The sequence below is a fragment of the Acetobacter sp. JWB genome (assembly GCF_003323795.1).
GTDB classification, from domain to species: domain Bacteria; phylum Pseudomonadota; class Alphaproteobacteria; order Acetobacterales; family Acetobacteraceae; genus Acetobacter; species Acetobacter oryzifermentans.
Genome location: NZ_CP030872.1, coordinates 40,570 through 61,613, shown reverse-complemented (window position 1 = coordinate 61,613; position 21,044 = coordinate 40,570). Strand labels below are relative to the sequence as shown.

15 protein-coding genes, 2 pseudogenes and 1 other annotated feature are annotated in these 21,044 nt (G+C 54.2%); of the genes and pseudogenes, 3 read left to right on the top strand and 14 right to left on the bottom strand.

The features are described from left to right. Positions 1–27: 27 nt before the first annotated feature. The 8 genes and pseudogenes from DS739_RS13530 to DS739_RS13495 all read right to left on the bottom strand — a co-directional run. Positions 28–1,380, bottom strand: coding sequence for a HAMP domain-containing sensor histidine kinase (locus DS739_RS13530; protein WP_006115456.1), 1,353 nt, complete (start codon positions 1,378–1,380; stop codon positions 28–30). Beyond that, a complete protein-coding gene (locus tag DS739_RS13525) occupies positions 1,377–2,048 on the bottom strand; it encodes a response regulator transcription factor (protein WP_006115455.1) in 672 nt (223 codons plus the stop codon). The genes DS739_RS13530 and DS739_RS13525 overlap by 4 nt, the downstream gene beginning before the upstream one ends. Beyond that, on the bottom strand, positions 2,048–5,122 hold the full coding sequence (locus DS739_RS13520) for an efflux RND transporter permease subunit (protein ID WP_006115454.1): 3,075 nt from the start codon (positions 5,120–5,122) through the stop codon (positions 2,048–2,050). Before DS739_RS13520 ends, DS739_RS13525 begins: the two co-directional genes overlap by 1 nt. Continuing rightward, entirely contained in the window at positions 5,122–6,276 is a 1,155-nt protein-coding gene (locus DS739_RS13515) for an efflux RND transporter periplasmic adaptor subunit (RefSeq protein WP_039891523.1), read from the bottom strand. The genes DS739_RS13520 and DS739_RS13515 overlap by 1 nt, the downstream gene beginning before the upstream one ends. Beyond that, positions 6,273–7,508 (bottom strand): TolC family protein, encoded by a 1,236-nt coding sequence (locus tag DS739_RS13510; protein ID WP_006115452.1) that lies wholly within the window; start codon positions 7,506–7,508, stop codon positions 6,273–6,275. Before DS739_RS13510 ends, DS739_RS13515 begins: the two co-directional genes overlap by 4 nt. 18 nt (positions 7,509–7,526) lie before the next feature. Continuing rightward, a complete protein-coding gene (locus DS739_RS13505) occupies positions 7,527–7,997 on the bottom strand; it encodes a hypothetical protein (RefSeq protein ID WP_006115451.1) in 471 nt (156 codons plus the stop codon). 269 nt (positions 7,998–8,266) lie between these two features. Further along, positions 8,267–8,565 (bottom strand): annotated as a pseudogene (locus DS739_RS13500) (recombinase family protein); the annotation flags it as partial. Between the two features lie 115 nt (positions 8,566–8,680). Then, a pseudogene (locus DS739_RS13495) lies at positions 8,681–9,607 on the bottom strand (IS701-like element IS1452 family transposase); the annotation flags it as partial. 53 nt (positions 9,608–9,660) lie between these two features. Between DS739_RS13495 and DS739_RS13490 the strand changes: the two are divergent. Both DS739_RS13490 and DS739_RS13485 read left to right on the top strand, forming a co-directional pair. After that, a protein-coding gene (locus DS739_RS13490; RefSeq protein WP_096884248.1) for an IS3 family transposase occupies positions 9,661–10,871 on the top strand; the annotation gives its coding sequence in 2 pieces (ribosomal slippage) (positions 9,661–9,946 and positions 9,946–10,871; 1,212 coding nt in all). Next, positions 9,939–10,055: a sequence feature (AL1L pseudoknot), on the top strand. It overlaps the preceding gene by 117 nt. A 197-nt stretch (positions 10,872–11,068) precedes the next feature. Further along, the gene (locus DS739_RS13485) at positions 11,069–11,800 is read left to right on the top strand and encodes a hypothetical protein (RefSeq protein WP_006117298.1); all 732 of its coding nucleotides are present in this window, start codon (positions 11,069–11,071) and stop codon (positions 11,798–11,800) included. A 41-nt stretch (positions 11,801–11,841) separates the two neighbouring features. Here the strand turns inward: DS739_RS13485 and DS739_RS13480 are convergent, their stop codons facing one another. The 5 genes from DS739_RS13480 to DS739_RS13455 form a co-directional block, all read right to left on the bottom strand. Next, the gene (locus DS739_RS13480) at positions 11,842–12,183 is read right to left on the bottom strand and encodes a type II toxin-antitoxin system VapC family toxin (protein ID WP_240190208.1); all 342 of its coding nucleotides are present in this window, start codon (positions 12,181–12,183) and stop codon (positions 11,842–11,844) included. Positions 12,184–12,239: 56 nt separating this feature from the next. Further along, on the bottom strand, positions 12,240–12,494 hold the full coding sequence (locus DS739_RS14560) for an antitoxin (protein WP_039891981.1): 255 nt from the start codon (positions 12,492–12,494) through the stop codon (positions 12,240–12,242). A gap of 341 nt (positions 12,495–12,835) precedes the next feature. After that, positions 12,836–13,837: a TniQ family protein gene (locus DS739_RS13470; protein WP_006117296.1), complete on the bottom strand. Its 1,002-nt coding sequence runs from the start codon at positions 13,835–13,837 to the stop codon at positions 12,836–12,838. Beyond that, positions 13,830–14,753 (bottom strand): TniB family NTP-binding protein, encoded by a 924-nt coding sequence (locus DS739_RS13465; protein WP_006117295.1) that lies wholly within the window; start codon positions 14,751–14,753, stop codon positions 13,830–13,832. The genes DS739_RS13470 and DS739_RS13465 overlap by 8 nt, the downstream gene beginning before the upstream one ends. A 376-nt stretch (positions 14,754–15,129) precedes the next feature. Then, complete coding sequence (locus DS739_RS13455; protein ID WP_035352425.1) at positions 15,130–15,744, bottom strand: recombinase family protein; 615 nt, start codon at positions 15,742–15,744, stop codon at positions 15,130–15,132. Between the two features lie 125 nt (positions 15,745–15,869). Here DS739_RS13455 and DS739_RS13450 point away from each other — a divergent pair, with 125 nt between their 5' ends. Beyond that, complete coding sequence (locus DS739_RS13450) at positions 15,870–18,755, top strand: Tn3 family transposase (protein ID WP_086897008.1); 2,886 nt, start codon at positions 15,870–15,872, stop codon at positions 18,753–18,755. On the opposite strand, the gene DS739_RS13445 is transcribed toward DS739_RS13450, so the two are convergent. Then, complete coding sequence (locus DS739_RS13445) at positions 18,724–20,103, bottom strand: Mu transposase C-terminal domain-containing protein (protein WP_114012475.1); 1,380 nt, start codon at positions 20,101–20,103, stop codon at positions 18,724–18,726. The genes DS739_RS13450 and DS739_RS13445 overlap by 32 nt on opposite strands. Positions 20,104–21,044 lie beyond the last annotated feature (941 nt).

Sequence of the window (21,044 nt, the reverse complement as noted above, 5' to 3'; positions counted from 1 at the left end):
CATGACGCAAACCTGAACGCGTTACTGTCAGGTTTCTTCAGACAGCAATATGATTTCTGGGTTAGGGAAACATAGGGAAACACTTAATCCCCGCGCAGAACCAGTAAGAGGTGATTGTAATTGCAAGCGCGCATCCATCTGCCTGGCAATATTACTGGCGATTGCTAAACCAAGGCCGCTGCCATTGCTGGAACTGCCGCCACGCACAAATGGGCTTGTCAGTTGGGCCAATGTATCCGGGGCCAAGGCAGGACAATCATTAATAACGTCAATACAGCCCTCAGGTTTTACCTCAACCTTTACTGGCATATCGGAAGTGCCATGCAAGAGGGCATTTTCAAGCAGATTGCGCAACAGAATACCGGTTGCGTCCATATCTCCATAAACAAAAATATGTCCAATACCCTTGGCTTTTAAATCAATACTCCGGCCATCACGTGGTAGATGCCCCAGATCATCAACCAGCACATATAATACGGCCAGCAGATCAAAACGATCTCGCCGAAAAGCAACGCCAGAAGATGCACGTGAAAACTGTAGAAGTTTTTCAACCGTTCGGGCCAATCTCTGGGTACGATCTGCTATAATTTCCACCCGCTTATTAGCCGAAGATCCTTCAGGCAGCATACGCCCCAGCATCTGCACCTGCGCAAGAAGGGCCCCAAGTGGGTTACGCAATTCATGCGCTGCACTTGCTGCAAAAGCGCGTTCAGTAGAAAGTGCTGTTTTCAGGCGGGATAGAAGCGTGTTTACGGCATGCTGGATGGAAACCAGTTCAACCGGCAAATCAAGTGATGAAATAGGGCTTAAATTGCCACTGCCACGAGATTGCATTTCATCATGCAAACGGTTCAAAGGTCGCAAGGCACGACGCACGATCAGGCGCACCAGCACCCAAATTACGGGCAGAAAAATCAGTATCGGCAAGACCGCTATGGCCGTAGCACGCCATGTGGCCCCTCGCCGATGCAACGTGGGCTCACCAACAAGCACGCGATAAGCCGTGGCCGTAGGTGCCGCAATATAAACCCTGAACAAAGGGGTATTGGCAAAACCTGTATGAATATCAGACACAAAAGGTTCAACCGGTGCATTTTGAGAACGCAGAACAACATGGCCAGATTGGTCAACAACCTGATACGCGAGTGTTCGTGGCCCCACATCAGGCACCCATGCCACGTTGTCTGACTGGGCTCTATGCGGCTGTATGGTGATGATAGTCTGCAAACGTTCGGATACTTCCTGCAAGGAATTGTCCAGACGTTCTGTGATTTCGTAACGCGTAAAACCAGCAACGGCGATACTGAGGGCAAGAAGGCTCAGCGTGACCACACACAGAACACCACTGACAATCCGGGTCGCAAGGCTCCAGTTTTTCATGCGTCTGCTCTATCGGCCAGGCAATAGCCCCGGCCACGAACAGTTTTGATAACCGTATTGCCAACCTTTTTACGCAGGCGGCTAATAAAAACCTCAACTGTATTGCTGCCAACATCCTGATCCAGCGCATACAAGGCTGTATCAATCTGATGGCGAGAATAAATGCGTCCGGGCCTGCGAGACAGCAGTTCCATAATCGCCCATTCCCGTGCTGTTAACTCAAGTTCCATCTCATTACGCATTACGGAACGATTTTCCCGGTCAATAACAATCTCGCCTATCTGGTAGCAGGCCTGCCTGCGTGGCGTGACGTACCGGCGCGCGACAGCTGCAATCCGGGCAACAAGTTCATTCAGGTCATAGGGTTTGACAATGTAATCATCCGCTCCATCGGACAAACCTGCAATCCTGTCACTGATCTGGTCTTCTGCCGTTGTGATCAGAATGGCGGTATCAAAGGACGTACGGCGGATCTCACGCAGCAGATCGCGCCCATTGCCATCTGGCAGCCCAAGATCCAGCAGCATGAAGTCGTAATCCACGGTTGCTACGGCTGCACGTGCATCTTCCAATGTCATGAACCAGTCCACGGCATGTCCATCCTGCCGCACACGCTCCTGCACGGCGGCCCCAAGATCATGCTCGTCTTCCACAATGAGGATACGCATCAGTCCTGAACCTCCTCTCGCATGACACGGGCATACAGGGATGGCAGCACCAGCAAAGTGAGCAGCGTGGATGTCACCAACCCACCAATCACCACGCTGGCCAAAGGCCGCTCCACCTCTGCGCCTGCACTTTCAGAAAACGCCATGGGAAAAAAGCCAAGGCTTGCTACCAATGCTGTTGCCATAACCGGCCTGAAGCGGGCTTTTGCGCCCGCAAAAGCTGCCTGCGCCACGGCCATACCTCGCGCGCGCAATGCGGCTATTTCGCTCACCAGCACAACGCCATTCAGAATAGCCACCCCAAACAGGGCAATAAATCCAATACCTGCTGAAATACTGAAGGGCATTCCACGTAATGTCAGCATAATAATGCCGCCGGTTGCAGCCACAGGCAGATTGATAAAAACCAAGAGTGCGGGCCGGATTGCGCCAAAGGTTACAACCAGCAATGCAAATATCAGACCAAGAGCAACAGGCAGAACAATTTCCAGACGTTGCACAGCTGAGTGCAGGTTACGGAACTGCCCATCCCATTGCATGGTGTAGCCCGATGGCAGATGCACATCATGCGCCACACGCTGCTGCGCTTCAGCCACAAAGGAGGCAAGATCCCGCCCTCGCACATTGGCCTGCACCACCATGCGGCGGCGTACGCCATCACGACTGATACGTGGTGTACCATCAACTTCATGTACATGCGCCACTTGTGAAAGCATGACATTCCCCTGCCCATCCATACGCCGAACAGGCAAAGCAGCAATAGCTGCTGCTGAAGCCACATGGCGGCCGTTCAGGCGCACCTGCGTGCTGATAATGGCATTGCCAACAATAACAGGCCGCGCACCAATATGTCCGCCTATGGCTTCCACCGTATCCAGAATATCCTGTACTGCCACGTTGCGGCTGGCAGCCTGTGCGCGATCAATGTCCACCACAACCAGCGGCACACTGCCATCACCCGCCGCTGCCACATCTGCGGCACCCTTTACACTTGCAATAGCAGCTACAACCTTGTCTCCCAGAGCAGCGAGTGTTGCCAGATCATCACCAAAAATCGAAACCGCAATCTGTGTTCTTACGCCAGAGAGCAGATCATCCATGCGCATCTGCACCGGCTGGCTCCAGGAATACAGCGCATCTGGCAATTCTCGCCGCAGTGTCTCATCCATTGCAGCCACCAGTCCGGCCTGCGTGCGCGCGGTTTTCCATGTTGATGGCGGATTGAGAAGAATGAAGCTGTCAGTCTCATTCACACCCATCGGGTCTGTGGGAATGGCGGATGTGCCTGTATTGCTGACAACCGTTTTGACTTCAGGAAAACCCCGCAGAATCTGTTCCTGTCTTGTCACCGATGCAAGTACAGTCTCCAGAGATGCTGAGGGCAGACGTGTGGTGGTAACAGCCAAAGCCCCTTCATCAAGCTGGGGAATGAACTCCCCACCCAGACGTGTTGCAAGACCTGCCGATAACACTAGAACAACCAGCGTGCCCCCAAACAGAAGCTGCGGATGTGCTTCTCCCCACTCTGTCAGATGTACATATGGAGCACGCAGGCGAGCAATCAGCCATGTATCTCCTTTTGGCCGCACACGTGCCAAAGCCAGAGCCGCAATTACGGGAATACAGATGAAGCAGTAAGCCAGCGAAGCTAGAAGCGCCATGATAACCGTTTGCGCCATAGGCCGGAACATATGCCCTTCAATGCCCTGCAGGGTCAGAATAGGCAGATAGACCATAATAATGACCAGTATGGCGAAGCCCACAGGCCGCATGACCTGCTGAACGGATGAGACAACCAGCGGCATAAACGCGGCTTCCGGCTCCTCCTCCCGCCTTGAAAGAATATGCTCAATAACTACCAATGAGCCATCAACAATCATGCCAAAATCAATTGCGCCAAGGCTAAGCAAATTGGCTGAAATGCCAAAATACCGCATGCCGGCCATGGCGCAGACAAGAGCTACTGGAATAACGGAGGCAATCACCAGAGCGGCCTGCCAGCTTCCCATCACAACCACAAGCACCGCTATCACCAGCACGGCACCCATCAGCAGGTTATCGCGCACGGTCGCGATTGTTTGCCCGGTTAATGTGGCGCGGGTGTAATAGGGCTCCAGCGTAACACCCGTTGGTAAGGATTGCCTTATGCTTGGCAAGGCACGATTGATGGCAGCCAATGTGGCGTTGGAACTTGCGCCACTTTCCATCATCACCACGCCAATTACAATTTCACCCTGCCCATCACGGGTAACAGCGCCAAGGCGTGTGCGTGCGCCAGTTGTAATGTGCCCAAGATCTCGCAAACGTATGATGGAGCCATCGGCATTGGCGCGTACGGCAATGTTGCCAAAATCCGCAAGGCTGCTGATCAACCCACGCCCGACAACACTTTGCTGTTCGGCATGATGGGTGATCCACCCACCGCCTGATGCCGCATTGTTTGCATCCACTGCGCGATAAACCTCACTCACTGAAAGGTTGCTGGCAATCAGCCGGGCAGGATCCAGTGCAACCTCATAGGTTTCTTCCGCGCCACCATTGACGTTTACATCCACAACACCCGGCACAAGCCGCATCTGCGGGACTACCGTCCAGTTCATGATCCGGTTGAGTTCCATAAGTGAGCGCCCTGCTCCCTTGATCTGGAACTGCATGATTTCACCCATGCCCGTTGCAAGCGGCCCCATGCTTACGGTGATACCCGGCACAGATATGGAACCCCGCGCCTGCTGGATGCGCTCATTCACACGCGTGCGGTCAAGATTGATATCCGTGTCATCAGCAAACTGCACATAAACAACCGAAACCCCACCACGGGAAACAGAGCGCAGATCTGTGAGACCGGGAATACCGGTCATACTGGCTTCAACCGGAAAGGTGATCAGTTTTTCCACTTCCTCGGTCGCAAGGCCTGGAGCCACAACGGATACAAGAACCTGTTTTGGGGAAATATCAGGCACAGCCTCCACTGGCAGTTCCAGCACTGCCATCATACCTGCCGCCAATATCAGAGCCAATCCACCCAGCACCAGCATGCGGGCCCGCAGCAAAGCTTCCAGGTATTTACGGGCCATCAGTCTGCGTCCATTCCGGCCAGCCCGATGATTGATTTCAGGGCAAAACTGCCGTGGCTGACCACTGCCTCACCCTCTTTCAAGCCTGAGCTTACAACCGCATGCATGCCATTATCCAAGACCACATCCACCACCACAGGCCGGTAATGCGTTTTATCTATCTGCACAAATACGACGTTATGGACATCAATTTTCTGAATGGCATCTGACGGCACGACCATTCCCGTTACACTGTCACGCTCCGTCAGGCTGGCATCCAGCACCATGCCTGGAACCAACACACCAGTTGGGTTGGAAACACGGCTGATAACACGCACCAACCCTGTTTGCGGGTTGGCCATGCCATCCACTGTATCAATCCGGGATGTGATGGCACCATCGTTGGTCTCTGTGGTCTGTAGGCCTCCAGGTTGAAGACATGCTGCTTGTTCCGGCGTAATATCCGAAACAATCCACACGTCAGACAGATCCGCTACGCTTGCCACGTTTGTAGTTGGCGTTAGGTCTGCGGCGACAGATGTGCCCAGCGTTTGCACCACACCATCAACCGGAGAGATCAGGGTTGATACCTCATCCTGCTGTTTTCGGCTGCTTTGTTCAGAAGATGAATTGAACTCCTCATTAAACCGATGACCCAATGTATCCACATCTGCCTGTCGGGCACGCATGGTTGCATCTGCCTGCGCCAGAATATCCTGCCTGCGGCGCAGCTCTGCCAATGAAAGAGTTTGACCAACCAGTTGTTTTGCGCGCTGCACTGCGGCTGCGGCATCATTTCTACTGGCAATGGCAGCTGTTAACGCGGCACGCATCTGAATGGCTTGAAGCCGTGCACCATGGAGAGAATGATCCTGATAGCGCAACAGGACCTGTCCTTTACGGACCGAAGCACCTGGCTGCACCAAAACGTCCAGCACTTTGCCGCTTCCGGCTGGATGAATATACACAAGCCGCGTGGTATCGGGCATAACCCGGCTGATAACTGGCAGAATGCGAGAAACCTTACCGGATTTGGCAAAGGTCACTGTAATACCTTCATTTTTTATCGCTGCCATATCTAGCGCGACAACCGAAGGGAGTATCTGATCTTCCGCATTGGCGAGAGGTGACATACAAAAACACACAGCGAAATACGCAAGGATGCGTCCTTTCATGGTGTAATCCCCATGGCAATCATCATACGCAGCGTTGCGACATGCCACTCCACCTCTGCTCGAGCGTTGGCAAATTGCGCATTGCAGGCAGCCTGTTCTGCCTGCATGACAGTTTCGAGCGTTGCCTCTCCCACCCGCCAGGCATGCTCTTCTGCCGCTGCACGCTTTTGCATATTTGCCGCGGCTATACGGGTGGTCTGCCGGGCAGCTGTGGCAGCCATCAGCCGAGCCCGCACACGGGATATTTCCAGATGTACCATGCGCCGGGCCTGTATTTCCTGACTATTGGCAGAAGCAAGCCTGTTGCTGGCCTCAGACATAATCGGTGTATTCCGGGCCTCGCTTGGTAGTGGGATGCTGAAGTTGACACCAACCCGGTCATCCCATGGGCTGCCATACTGTTTTTCATGAATCACATCGATACCCAGTTCTGGATTGGGCATAAAAGAGCGGCGGGCAAGCTTCATATTAGCTTGTGCAGCTTCTACATTTTTGTGTGCGGCTTTTACGCGCGGATCATTGTCTTCCATATCACGCGGTTCCACAAACCGCACATGTGCCATATCTGCACCATGAGAAAGATCAACCTCAACTGGCTGGGCAAATAAAACTTCCAGTTCAGCCTGAGAATTTTCCAGATATTCTTGCGCCAATGCCTGTTCATTACGGGCATTTTCCATTTCTGACTGTGCTATCTGGCTTTCCGAAGATGAAGATTCACCCACATGCGCAGAATGGGCAATCAAACTGTTTATCCTGCTTGCATACTCATACAGTTGATGTGCCGCCTTTAAACGTTCCTGCGCAATCTGTGCTTTGGCTGCCCCATCCAATACCCTTATGGAAAGCGACAGGTATTCAACATTTAGCTGCTCATCCAGAGATGCGGCTTCAGCACTTGCAACCTGACGTGTGGCACTTCCCTGCCCTGGTAACCAGAGCGGTACGGACACCCCTCCCTGATAGGTGGTGTACCCTTCATTACTGCCGATTGCATGGTCATCCATATATTCACCGGACAGAGTTGGGCCGCCAGCAAACCATGACCCTGCCGCACTGCTGCGCGCCTTTGCAGAATGATGGCCAACCTGCAATTCAGTGCGCACAGGATCAACCGCCCAGGCCATATTAACGGCTCTATGAAAATCTATTTTTTCTGGCATGTTCTGGGCATTTGCGGAAAATATGCCGAATGAAAATGTCACAATACTTAACAGCAGGATTTCACGCATGAGGTTACACGCAGCCTCCTACGGAATAATCGGCTTGTTATGCGTAATTCGGGAGGCGAGGTCATTCCATAGATTGACCGTTGCCAAGTTGATGTCGCCTTTTATGGATGAAGGTGACTGGGTGCGTGAAAAAGACGTCAAGGCCATGCGTTCACCAATCACAAAACGCCCTTGCGAAAATAATGTGACGGAAAGCGATCCCAACCGCCCCTGCCCGGCCGGACGCTTGATAGACACCCGCATATGTGGTGGTGGCACAGCAATGGCGTGAAATGCCTGAAGTTCTGTTTCTCCTACAGGACAGGCAACACTCTGCAAGACTGCATGCCGTAAAACAGAATGTGGATAGCCTGCATATGAGCCATCTATATGCAGAAGAATACCTTCTTCCGTTCCCTTACAGATACTTTCTGTTTCGGTATAAGAGACACATCCGCACAGGCTGAGTGTTATCAGAATTGACAATCCGTAACGTATCACCCGTTGCATAACCTGTATCTGGCCTTCCTAATACGATCACAGCACGCCATCATTGCGTTAGCGTCTTTGCCCCTATAACGCGCAAAGATGACGTGAACCTGAATGGCCACCAGACAACGGTTTCTACGGAGAAAGAAAATTTCTCATCACATCGCTTAGCTTCCTATTCCAAGTATCCAGGCTTTGGTCACGGAAACAGTGGCCGGCATCCATCTAGCTTCAGGAAAGGGAATACCTCGTCAGGTCAAAGTCCTGATTTTTGCAAAAATCAGAATTTATTATAAGAAGGATCTATATTTTCCACGCGCAACCCGCGATGCAGTGCTTTCACTAATCTCATAGAAAGCTGCAATAGATTTTAAAGATTCACCTTTTAAGCGTCTATCAATAATTTCCTGTCTTTGGACATCTGTCATGCGACAAGGACGTCCCATTTTTTCCCTTGCCGGATCGCTCGAATGCGTCCTTCTGATGTACGTGTACGAATTAGATCGCGTTCCACATCGGCAAGTCCACCCAAGACTGCAAGCATAAGCCGACCTGTACTAGTAGTAGTGTCAGTCCATGGTTCTGCTAGCACTACAGTTGCATTTTGTGTCGTGAGTGAGCGCGGATAGCACTGGCCTGATGCGTTCGTCGAAAGACGGACCATCTGAGGATGTGAGAGACGGGTAGTCTGCGTTGTGCAAGTTTTACGACGAGGCGCCTGATCTCCTGAATGGACCAGCGGACAAGGACTGTCGTGTTCTGAGTTGTGTTTTTTTCGGTTTCAGTGAGTTTGCCTGGTAACGGACACTGGCCATGACGGCATAGGCCAGCATGACCAGAGAGACATGCCGATGCCAACCATGCCAGGAGCGGGTCTCGTTATGATCAAGACCAAATTCGTTTTTGGCCGTCTCGAACCCTTCTTCGATCCTCCAGCGCGTCCCTTCAACGTTCACCAGTTCCTGCGTGGTTGTCCCTTTCGGGCTCCAGGTCGTAAAATAGGCAAGGTCCCCGTCAGCGATGTTTCGGCGGATCAACAGGCCACGTGTCCATGGTCCGGCTATAGGGCAGTCAAATTCTTCAGCATCCAGATCAGCAAGCGGAAGATACGCCCAGTCATAAAGTCGCTCACCTTTTGTGCCGTGCCCCGCTGACAGACGACGCCAGGCCTGGTCTGGCAGTCCTGCTGCAATATCTTTCGCCTCTCCGGCAATCAGCGGTTCCGTTGCCCATGATCCGAACCAGTGATTGCCCTTGACCCCAAGCACATATCCAATTCCTGCCCGGCGAAGCGTGCGTTCTACGTCGCCCACGCCATACACGCTGTCTGCTGCAACCCAGCGGAACGGCACACCGGCCTCAATACTTCGCTCAATCATCATCGAGGCTAACGCCGGTTTGGTTGCAAACACCACGTCATCGGGAACGTGGGCCCGCTTCAGACGCTCAGGCTTTGATGTCCAGTCTTTCGGGAGATACAGGGCGCGGTCAATAAAGGCATGCCCCCGTTCCGAAACATAAGCGCCAAACACACCAATCTGGCAGTTCGTGATCTTGCCGGCAGATCCCGTATACTGCCGCCCCACACCGCAGGACGCCTGACCCTTCTTCAGAAAACCGGTCTCATCAATGAATTGCCCCGGGTTTTGTGGAGACAGAAAGACCCGTGAGGTAAGAAGAATTCATGAGCAATAAATCGAAGCGTTTTCCGCCTGAGTTTCGTGACCGTGCAGCCCGCATGGTTCTGGAGGAAGAGAAGAACCATCCTTCGCGGTGGTCTGCAGTGATGATGATAGCGCCAAAGCTGGATATTCATCCTGACACGCTGTCAAAATGGACCCGTCTGCATGAACGTGCCAATGCGCCTGCGGTGAGTGACCTGCCTGATCGAGAGAAGATCAGGCAACTGGAGCGAGAGAACCGCGAATTGCGGCAGGCCAATGAAATCCTGCGTAAGGCGTCGGCATATTTTGCCCAGGCGGAGCTCGACCGCATCTTCAAGCCATGACACGCTTCATTGAGGAGCACCGGCAGACATATGGTGTCGGGTCAATCTGCAGGGTTCTGTCGATTGCACCATCTGCCTATTATGCAACTGTTGCCAGACAGAAAAATCCGTGTGTGCGCAGCCAGAAAGACAAAGAACTGTGCGATGACATCCGTAGAGTGTGGAATAATAATTTCTGCGTCTATGGAGCGCGCAAGGTCTGGCATCAGCTCAGACGTGAAGGCGTGGATGTCGCCCGCTGCACGGTAGAGCGGCTGATGCGCCGGATGGGGCTGAAAGGCGTCATTCGTGGCAAGGGGGTCAGAACCACACGGCCTGATCCGCAACGTCCGTGTCCGCAGGATCTGGTGCAGCGCCAGTTTCATGCTCCTGCCCCCAACAGACTGTGGGTTTCGGATTTCACGTATGTTTCCACTTGGCAGGGCTTTGTTTATGTGGCCTTCATCATTGACGTCTTTGCACGGGTTATTGTGGGTTGGCGTGTCTCCTCAACGGCTCATACCGACTTCGTACTGGATGCCCTTGAGCAGGCTCTGTGCCAGAGGCAGCCTGAGGGAAAAGTGACCCACCATTCCGACCGCGGCTGTCAATATGTGTCCATTCGCTACACGCAAAGACTGGCTGAAGCGGGGCTCGTTGCTTCTGTCGGCAGTGTTGGGGATTCCTATGATAACGCCTTGGCAGAGACCATTAACGGACTTTACAAAACCGAACTCATCTATCGGCAGGGGCCATGGAAAAACAGGGAAGCTGTTGAACTGGCAACACTTAAATGGGTCGACTGGTTCAATAATCGGCGGCTCCTGTCCTCCATTGGAAACATCCCGCCAGCAGAAGCTGAGGCACGCTTTTATGCACAACAGAAATCACATGCATTAGCCGCTTAAATCAGATAAAAAACGTCTCCACAAAACCCGGGGCAATTCACAGATGGCCAACAGCAACGCCGTCAGAAGGGCGGCATAACAACAACCGGGTATAGCTTATCAAGCCCACAAAACTGTCCGAACGGACGGGACCACATCATTTAGGAAGTTTTGGACCCCATGGGCGGACCTTACCTGCGGCGCATCCCTTACAACGTATGTTTTCAAACTCTACGCTTTGGAAATACGGTATTTCCCCAGATTTCAGTATTCAGGTGCATACGATTGTAGATTATGGATGGAAACATGCAGAAGGTCATTCTCATGGCCCCAAAACAGGGGATGTGCCTGTTGATCTGATCTATCGTCTGGTACGACCGAACCCTAAGCGTTATATTCCAGCATTTAATCTGTTCGTGGGCATGGTTTTCCCGACCGGAGATTATACAAAGCTCGGTGATAAGCAGGATGGGGTAGGAAGTGGTGCCTACGTTTTCCGCACGGCTTTGACAGAGCAATCAACTTACACTTTGCCGGGCAACCATGAATTGCGTCTGCGGGTATGGAACTGGTTTCGCCGTGCTGTGACATCAGCCAAACTTGTTGATACCACCAGCTATGGAACAGCCTATGGCTTTCGTGGTCGCGGCCAGCCGGGGATGAGTGGCCAGACGGGTTTCTCTCTGGAATATGGTTTAAGCCAGAAATGGGTTCTGGCCATGGATATTGCGCACGACTGGTCGAATGGCTCTACCTTGCGTGGTCATGATAAGAACGGCACGTACATTCATAAGACCGGAGCAGCCGGAACAGACTGGCAGATCGCACCTGCATTTGAATATAACTGGAATGCAAATTGGGGAGTGATCGTAGGATCAGCATTCTATTTTGCAGGACATAACAAAAGCATTCAGGTGTCACCGCAATTTGCTGTTAATGCGATGTTCTGAGCCCGGTTTGCTGTGAGAGGTATGAAGTCGGTGTTCATTCCTCAAGAATTTCGGAAATTCCGCACAGTAAGCCCCCGAACTTGAGAAAAGGCGTGATCACTGGTCACTAGCATCAGATGTTCCGTCAGGGCATGCGCTGCGATCATGAGGTCTAAAGACCCATGAATTTGACCGCGCCGTTCTTGCTCTGCTCGTAATTTCCCATAATGCTCCGCCACGTCATTATTCCAGGGCAGTATGGTCAGCCGATCCATCACAGTGCGTGTCAGACGCTGTAAGCGGGTCGCCGATGGGCGTTTGGCCAGCCCATAAGCAACTTCTCCGGCGGTTACGGCCGAGACACAACACTGGTCTGGATCAAGGGCCTCGACGTGTAAGAGCACTCTCTCGTCAGCGCGTATAATGTCACTTATTGTATTGGTATCGAACATATAAGCAATCACGGCAGGCACTCAGAAAATGGATTCCGGTCCTGTTGGTCCTGGCTACGACCTTCAGGGAAAAGATCAGCCCCTTTGGCCTTACGAATGGCAGAGAGTGTCTCGCTCCATCCCTCGGGTCGAGGCGAGAGAATGACATCGCCGGTACGGGGGTCTCTGCGGATGGTGACCTCTGATGTGTCAAAGCGGTAAGCGGCGGGGAGCCGAACAGCCTGGCTGCGACCGGTCATAAAAATTTTGGCTGTATCGGACATATTCGCCTCTCTTTAGTAGATACCAATGATATATACCATTCTGTACCAAACTGCGCAATATGGAATCCCAACGAGGAAGTGGGAGTTACCTCATTTCGTAGTTAGTTTCAAACTACGTCTTTTTCCAAAAAACAACCTCCTTCCCCATACCTACTTGCGATAATTCCACTTATCGCACGTAGGTGGGCTCCCGGAAAAGGGATCACGTGTCGAAAACCAGAAGATAATGATAATCCGCCGCTGACTGCCGTTTTTGTCGCCGAAAAAACCACTTAATCGCGATAAAAATGCAGAAGATAATGATAAAAATCCACTGATTGATGATAAAGAAGTACAAGCGGCTACAGGCCAAACGGTGCCGTGACGATTTGTCGTCCCCATGTCCTCACCTTAGGGTGTAGCCAGACCACATAATTATCAGCCGTGAGCGGTTCATTCGGAATCTGGGATTCTAGAGGATCCCAGAAAACAAGCTCTTCAAAAAACTGCTCATCGGACAATAGGATCGAAGCCAGCATGAGGATGCCAGCGGCCAGTGCTACAGGCAGCATGGCGGGTGTATAATGAAACGCTGCTTTCCAATCAGACTGCTCCTGCATCCAATATAATGGCGGCTGAGGTCTGGGGAGATAATTGATCGTGATCAGGATAATCAGCGTCAATTCTTCAACAATGGTCGTCAGCGGTCGGTCACTACTTACACCACGCCATTGCGTACGAAGAGGCTGGCCCACGAGACTACGATTGAGATCTGTCGTCAGAGCATTCAAACATCGTAATGTCGTTCTGTTCACAGCCAGTCCCCAGGGAAGCTGGACTGCTGATGGTTTCCCCCACAAATTGATCTTGCCGCCTCTGACAGCGCATAATGCCCGCAGGCGCCCTTTCTCACTGACGAAAAGACATCCTGCGCCTGTTTTTCCGCATTGTGGACAGACTTCTTCCAGAAGCTGCCGATGACGATCACAGGTCACCGTCGCTCCCGTTCGCCATGATCGCCGCTCCCAGGGCTCATCTCCCTCTAGCAGAGCGTCCCGTACACACTCCCGACACCAGACGTGATGATCTCGAACCCACAGACGCCTTTGTGGCATTCCACAGCGCATTGCCCTGATTGAGCGTCGTGACAGGCCGGTCATGACTGCAAGATTACGGTCTGCCTGAGGTAACAGGTAGCAGTCCAGTTCCCCCGCTCCTCGGAGAGGATATCCGGCATGACGAGCAAGATGGTCAGCCCGGAGATCGTAGCGGGCGGCCAGTCTGGATAGCCATGAAGAAAATGCCTCTGCCCTGTGTGGAAATGGGACGAGCGGAAGGGATGACGGTGCCCCCTCTTTACCCACGACGGGATTTCCGTCGATGTCCTCCCATTATTACAGGCGCTTCAATGCCATCCCACACATCTTCATGCTCAAAAGCCTGATAATCAAGACGCTCGGTGCCAGAACGAATGGCTCTGATTGCTGCGCGTTCAATCGCCTTGCACGTACCCAGAGTAATGCCTCCTGTGCGCCCGACGAGCATCTGCATTAACCGCCGGGAGTCAACTGGAGATGGCTCTCGCAAAGGCAGGCTCCAGATCAATCGTGTTACAAAATGACTAAAATCGTCACCATTTTCCCACACTGGTAGTTCCAGATTCATAAAGCGGTTTCGTAACTGGTCATCAGACAGCAGAGCATGCCGTGTTTCCGGTACACCGATCCCTATCAGAGCGACACGCAATTCGTTCGACAACCAGCGCAGCAATTGCAGAAACAGTCGTTGCTGGCGGGCCGTACCTGCCAAAACAGAATTCAACTCGTCAATGACGATGACTTTGGCCTGCACCTCGGTCAACACGCGCAGAACCGTTGACTCACGTGGTGCTGTTGTCTCGAAATTGTCGATTGCAGGAACGCCGATTGCTTTGAGCAGCTGCGAAAAAAAGCGAGGCCCTGTTGGGTCATGTGGCATCAGCATGACGACGATGGGATGTAGACGGCACGTCCCGTTGTTCCCCAACCTGACAGTGTGAGTGCGTTCAAATTTTCGGACGAGTGTCGTTTTCCCCATACCGCTCTGACCGATCAGAAGCATATTTTCCATACGCTCTGAACGTGGCTGGACATAAATCTCGTTGAGGCGCCTCAGTACACGATCAGCGTGTGGGTAATCCACCCAACGCTTGGCTCGGATGTGCCGGATCCTTTCTTCGTTCCCCAATGCAGCAAGTGGTCTCACGTCTTCCGGGAGATGCGACCATTCTGCACGGCACATGATTACCAGATCTCCACACCGCTATGAGCGCCTGGAGGCGGCATTGGGATGCGGTCGGCATCGTCTTCTGCTTTTCCAGCAGGAAATTGACTTTGGTTCGGTTCTGACGGGCTATCAGCGCACCTCTGGGCGATTTCACGACGGACAAAATTCCTTCGTGCCTCGCGGCTCTGACCGCACGCTTCATTGAGGATGGCTCGCTGCTCCCTGATTGCGGCAAAAATCGAGGCTTCATCGACGGTGCGGCGTCCCTCGTCCTTTAGACGTCGAACCGCATGACGATGTTCCCACAGAGTAATAGGCTCCCGGCGTAAATCTGCGTAGGGAACGCGAACATGGTCGCCATCAGGGGTCGTTTGCGGGAGGGGGCGAAATCCTACGCTAAGCCGAGAACGCGCTTCCCATAATCCCTGAGCTCGCCCTTCGGTCCGACATATCTGTATAGAGTGACGCGCTCGATCCCGAGTTCCTTGCACAGATCGGAAACAGACGTGTCGCGCTGCGCCATGGCGGCCTGGGCGAGACGCACCTGTGCTTTGGTCAGGGCGAATTTTCGCCCTCCCTTTCGTCCGCGCGCTCTGGCTGCGGCAAGGCCAGCCATGGTGCGCTCGCGGATCAGATCCCGCTCGAATTCGGCCAGAGTGGCAAAGATACCGAACACCATGCGGCCGGATGCGGTCGTGGTATCGATCTGAGTGCTTTTTCCGGTCAGCACACGCAGGCCGATCTTGCGGTCTGACAGATCCTTCACGGTGTTGACCAGGTGGGCGAGCGAGCGCCCGAGGCGATCGAGTTTCCAGACCACCAGCACATCGCCGTCGCGCAAGGATTTGAGGCACGCAGCTAAGCCGGGCCGATCATCGCGGCTGCCGGAAGCAAGATCCTCATAGATGTTGTCCTGTTGGACCCCGGCGGCACGCAGGGCGTCGTGCTGGAGGTCGAGGGATTGGGAACCATCGGCTTTGGAGACGCGGGCATATCCGATCAGCATGTTTCTTAAACGTTGGTTTGAGGCGGCGCGCCGGCCGCGAATGTTTTGTTGGCTGGAAATGTATCTCAACCAGCTTCATAAACAAAGCATCTTGAACATTGTCTGATTTTGAAAAAGGAACACAGATGCCGCGTCGCGTCACTCTAACCGATCGGCAGAAGAACGCGCTGTTGCGCATGCCGACCTCGCAGGCGGATTTGCTGAAGCATTATACTCTGAGCGATGAAGATTTCGGCCACATCAGGCAACGCCGGCGTGCTCACAACAGGTTTGGCTTCGCCTTGCAACTGTGCGTCCTGCGCTATCCTGGCCGGGTGCTGGCTCCGGGTGAACTGATACCGGTCGAGGTGGTCGAGTTCATCGGAGCGCAACTCGGCCTCAACGCCGATGATCTCGTCGACTATGCCACCCGCGAAGAGACGCGGCACGAGCATCTTGCCGAGTTGCGGGCGCTCTATGGGTTCCGCACCTTCTCCGGACGTGGAGCACGCGAGCTGAAGGACTGGCTGTTCCGGGAAGCCGAACTGGCGGTGTCGAACGAGGACATTGCCCGTCGCTTCGTGGCCGAGTGCCGACGCACCCGCATCGTTCTTCCCGCGACATCCACGATCGAACGGCTTTGCGCTACGGCTCTGGTCGATGCTGAGCGGCAAATCGAGACGCGGATTGCCGGTCGGTTGTCCATACCGATCCGGGAACAGTTACTGGCATTGCTCGAGGAGACGGTTGACGATCGGGTGACGCGCTTTGTGTGGATGCGTCAGTTCGAGCCTGGCTCGAACTCGGCGGCGGCCAACCGGCTGCTCGATCGGTTGGAATACCTGCAACGTGTCGATCTTCCCGAGGATCTGCTGGCCGGTGTTCCCGCCCATCGGGTGACACGTCTGCGCAGGCAGGGCGAGCGGTATTATGCCGACGGCATGCGCGATCTCCCAGAGGACAGGCGGCTTGCGATTCTGGCCGTCTGCGCATCGGAATGGCAGGCGATGCTTGCCGATGCCGTGGTCGAAACCCACGACCGGATCGTTGGCAAGCTCTACCGAGCCTCCGAGTGTATTTGCCAGGCCAAGGTTGTCGACGAAGCGAACGCGGTGCGCGACACCCTCAAATCCTTCGCTGAAATTGGCGGAGCCCTGGTCGACGCACAGGATGATGGTCAGCCGCTGGACGACGTCATCGCGAGCGGATCAGGGTGGGACAGTTTCAAGACCCTTGTTGCAATGGCAACCCGGCTGACCGCCATCATGGTGGATGATCCTCTCAATCATGTAATCGACGGTTATCATCGTTTCCGTCGGTACGCTCCGCGTATGTTGCGCCTGCTTGATCTGCGGGCTGCGCCCGTCGCGCTCCCGCTTCTGGAAGCGGTGACGGCCCTTCGCGCCGGTTTGAACGATGCCGCGCTGACCGGCTTCCTTCGGCCCAGCTCGAAATGGCATCGTCATCTTCGTGCCCAGGCGGCCGGCGATACTCGCCTCTGGGAGATCGCGGTGCTGTTCCATCTGCGCGACGCTTTCCGCTCCGGCGATATCTGGCTGGCCAGATCCCGGCGCTATGGCGATCTGAAGCATGCGCTCGTGCCGGCGCAAGCTGTGTCGAAAAGCGGCCGTCTCGCCGTGCCATTGCGGCCGGAGGAATGGCTGGCGGATCGGCAAGCTCGCCTCGATATCCGGTTGCGCGAGCTTGGCCGCGCTGCTCGCGCGGGCACGATTCCCGGCGGGTCCATCGAAAACGGCGTCCTGCATATCGAGAAGCTCGAAGCCGTCGCGCCGTCCGGCGCCGAGGATATGGTGCTCGATCTCTACAAGGAGATCCCGCCCACGCGCATCACCGACCTTTTGTTGGAAGTGGATGCTGCGACCGGCTTCTGCGAGGCCTTTACCCACCTGCGCACGGGAGCGCCCTGCGCCGATCAGATCGGGCTAATGAACGTCATCCTCGCAGAGGGGATCAATCTCGGCTTACGCAAGATGGCGGACGCCACCAACACCCACACCTTCTGGGAGTTGATCCGCATTGGACGATGGCATGTCGAGGGCGAAGCCTATGACCGGGCGCTGGCCATGGTGGTCGAGGCGCAGGCGGCGCTACCCATGGCCCAATTCTGGGGCATGGGCACTTCAGCATCGAGCGACGGGCAATTCTTCGCGGCGACCGAGCAAGGCGAGGCCATGAACCTGGTCAACGCGAAATACGGCAATATGCCGGGCTTGAAGGCTTACAGCCATGTCTCCGACCAATATGCGCCGCTCGCGACCCAGGTGATCCCCGCGACGGCAAGCGAAGCGCCCTATATCCTCGACGGCTTGCTCATGAACGATGCTGGCCGTCATATCCGCGAGCAGTTCGCCGACACAGGCGGCTTCACCGATCACGTCTTTGCCGCATGCACCATTCTCGGCTACCGCTTCGCCCCGCGTATCCGTGACCTGCCGTCCAAGCGGCTCTATGCGTTCAATCCATCGGCTACGCCGGCGCACTTGCGGGCCTTGATCGGTGGGAAGATCAATCAGGCCATGATCGAGCGCAACTGGCCCGACATCCTGCGCATCGCCGCGACCATCGCGGCTGGGAGCGTCGCGCCCAGCCAGATTCTGCGCAAGCTCGCCTCCTATCCGAGGCAGAACGAACTTGCCACGGCTCTGCGCGAGGTCGGCCGCGTCGAGCGCACGTTGTTCATGATCGACTGGATTCTGGATGCCGATCTGCAACGCCGCGCCCAGATCGGTCTCAACAAGGGTGAAGCGCATCATGCGCTGAAGCGGGCCATCAGCTTCCATCGCCGGGGCGAAATCCGCGACCGGTCCGCCGAAGGACAGCACTACCGGATCGCCGGCATGAACCTGCTCGCCGCGATCATTATCTTCTGGAACACTATGAAGCTCGGCGAAGTCGTCGCCAGCCAGAAACGCGACGGAAAGCTGCTATCGCCCGATCTGCTGGCCCATGTCTCACCGCTGGGATGGGAGCACATCAATCTCACAGGAGAATATCGTTGGCCAAAGCCTTAGCGTAGGATTTCGCCCTCTCCCGCAAACGACCCCCATCAGGCAGTTCTACATAAACAGCTGAAAGGTCACGGGGATCATATTTCACCCGCAGGCGCGTATCCAGACGCCCAAGCAGATGCGCAAGTCCTCCATCCTGATACTGAATATTGAATAACCGGACACCATCACGACGTATTACCCGCGTCTCATAGGGAAGAAAGTCGAGAAGAAAAGCCCTAGTATTCGCGGGATGCCGAACAGTGGTTGTCTCTGTGGCAGATGCCCATTTCGTCATGGGAGGCTGACCAAGACCACGATGGATCTCGTTGTGATATGGACCGAGAACTTCCAGCGCCAGTATCCGTTCGAACTCCCGGAACGACAGGCACGCCCGGTCTTCAGAGCGGTAATCCCCCTTCTCCACAACATTCGAGAATGTTGTGCCAGGCAGCCCTTGAATGCGACGCATCAGGGTACCCATCAGACGTTCTATGTGACCTCCATAGCGCGGAGTTGCGGGTGGTCGATAAACAATCTGAATGCCGTGTTGTTCACAACCACGCTCGAAAGCCCGGCTATGAAATTCCACTCCGTTATCGACATGAATGCAACGAGGAAGCCCACACGTTGGCCAACTGTTTTCAATCAGACGCTCCGCACGCCAGGAATCTTTGGGGAGAACCGCCTGTGTAAGGGCAAGCGCGACTGAAGTGGTGCTGGGAGCTTCGAGGGACAGAAGAAACCCCAGAACTATACGCGTATGAATATCCATCACCAGTGTTAGCCAAGGTCGACCGATGCTCGCACGAGTAACATCGTCGACTAGCATGAGATCAACCTTGGTATGGTCAATCTGAACGATATCCAAGGGCCTTTCTGCTTCGAGACCTCCTTGAATCTGATGAAAGCCAGCTTCAACACATGCCTTTCCATTCCGCCGACGCACTGTAGTTTTCAAATCACGCGCTTTTATCCGGGACAGCACTGTGTTGAAGCATGGAGGAACATGGCCATGAGCACGACAGTCCAAAACAAACAGTCCGTAAAACCGTTTTAACGTCAGTCGCTCTCGTTTCATAAAAAATCTGTCGATCGCCTGATCGATTATTTGTTCGATATGTGGGGGTAGCCGCCTACGTCCTTTACGGGGGCCGGGCGATTGTAAAGTCATGGCTGAAGTTGTTTGTTCCGCACGTAGTTTACGGATCAACCTGTAAACATGAGGAATGCTGATCTGAAGAAGCCGAGCAGCTTCGTTTACTTCACACAGGGATAACCGCTGTTTTTCAGAAAGGGGACGCAACACATCACTGCGCTGAACTGCAATCGTCCACGCTGTGTCCTCAACAGTATACACAGAGCTTTGCATGTGCACTGACCCCATGATGTTCTGACCTTCATGCGGCACCTGGACGTTTCTCTATATTACCCTAATTATCATATCAGGCTCGACTTCTGAGAACATATTTTAAGTCCAGATCGAAATTATTTAATTTCCCAGCCTGTCCACCAGATAGATGCCGACTTCACCATGCCTCATGGCCTCCACATCCGCTGTAAAGCTATGCAAAACAGTCATCTGTTCGTCGCAGATCCTGCGTCAGCCTGCGCGGTGGCGACACCGAGAATGCCGGGACGATATGGACCCTCGAATAGGTCCCCCAGCGCGTAGCGGGATTTCCAGGTCAGCCGCCGTTGCAAGGCGTGCCAAGCGCGATCGTGCACAAGATGGCAGCGCTGGCAGAGGGCACGCAGATTGCTTAACCGGTTGTTGCGCGGGTCATGATCCAGATGTGCAGCGGCCAACACCACCCGGGTTTCGCGTGCCTCGATCAGGTCAATGAGGTCCGGACCGCCAGTCTTACGCCCTTTGGTGTCCCGCCAGTTTCCCGTGCCTACATCGAACCAGAGACCAGAGGCCACCACCCGGATCCGCTGGCCATGCGGACGGCCACAGACCTGACACCGTCCCTGCGCTCGTTCAAACCTTACGTGTCGGCTGATCTGTGGCCAATCGGGAGGGTAAAGCCACCTGAGTTCTGGACGGATCGGCACAACATGCGTCCCTGAGAAATGTTACCTTTTGTTCTCATAGCATAATACGAAAAGAAATGCCGACACACGCTCGGATGACGCTCCGCTCTTGCCTTCATATCAGATATTCAATGAGTATTGCATTATTGCGTAAAGGGGCCATTGAAGAGATGGTTACCCAGTTATTATTCGTCAGATCTGCGTAATGTGACAGATAGATCAGACCAAGCCTTCCATAAAATCCACCAATGGCCCTTTACATGTTATCTAAGGTAT

Coding starts and splice junctions, on each gene's coding strand:
- DS739_RS13530 (WP_006115456.1), bottom strand. CDS start 1,380: ATGAAAAACTGGAGCCTTGCGACCCGGATTGTCAGTGGTGTTCTGTGT.
- DS739_RS13525 (WP_006115455.1), bottom strand. CDS start 2,048: ATGCGTATCCTCATTGTGGAAGACGAGCATGATCTTGGGGCCGCCGTG.
- DS739_RS13520 (WP_006115454.1), bottom strand. CDS start 5,122: ATGGCCCGTAAATACCTGGAAGCTTTGCTGCGGGCCCGCATGCTGGTG.
- DS739_RS13515 (WP_039891523.1), bottom strand. CDS start 6,276: ATGAAAGGACGCATCCTTGCGTATTTCGCTGTGTGTTTTTGTATGTCA.
- DS739_RS13510 (WP_006115452.1), bottom strand. CDS start 7,508: ATGCGTGAAATCCTGCTGTTAAGTATTGTGACATTTTCATTCGGCATA.
- DS739_RS13505 (WP_006115451.1), bottom strand. CDS start 7,997: ATGCAACGGGTGATACGTTACGGATTGTCAATTCTGATAACACTCAGC.
- DS739_RS13485 (WP_006117298.1), top strand. CDS start 11,069: ATGTTTTCAAACTCTACGCTTTGGAAATACGGTATTTCCCCAGATTTC.
- DS739_RS14560 (WP_039891981.1), bottom strand. CDS start 12,494: ATGTCCGATACAGCCAAAATTTTTATGACCGGTCGCAGCCAGGCTGTT.
- DS739_RS13465 (WP_006117295.1), bottom strand. CDS start 14,753: ATGTGCCGTGCAGAATGGTCGCATCTCCCGGAAGACGTGAGACCACTT.
- DS739_RS13455 (WP_035352425.1), bottom strand. CDS start 15,744: ATGCTGATCGGATATGCCCGCGTCTCCAAAGCCGATGGTTCCCAATCC.
- DS739_RS13450 (WP_086897008.1), top strand. CDS start 15,870: ATGCCGCGTCGCGTCACTCTAACCGATCGGCAGAAGAACGCGCTGTTG.
- DS739_RS13445 (WP_114012475.1), bottom strand. CDS start 20,103: ATGCAAAGCTCTGTGTATACTGTTGAGGACACAGCGTGGACGATTGCA.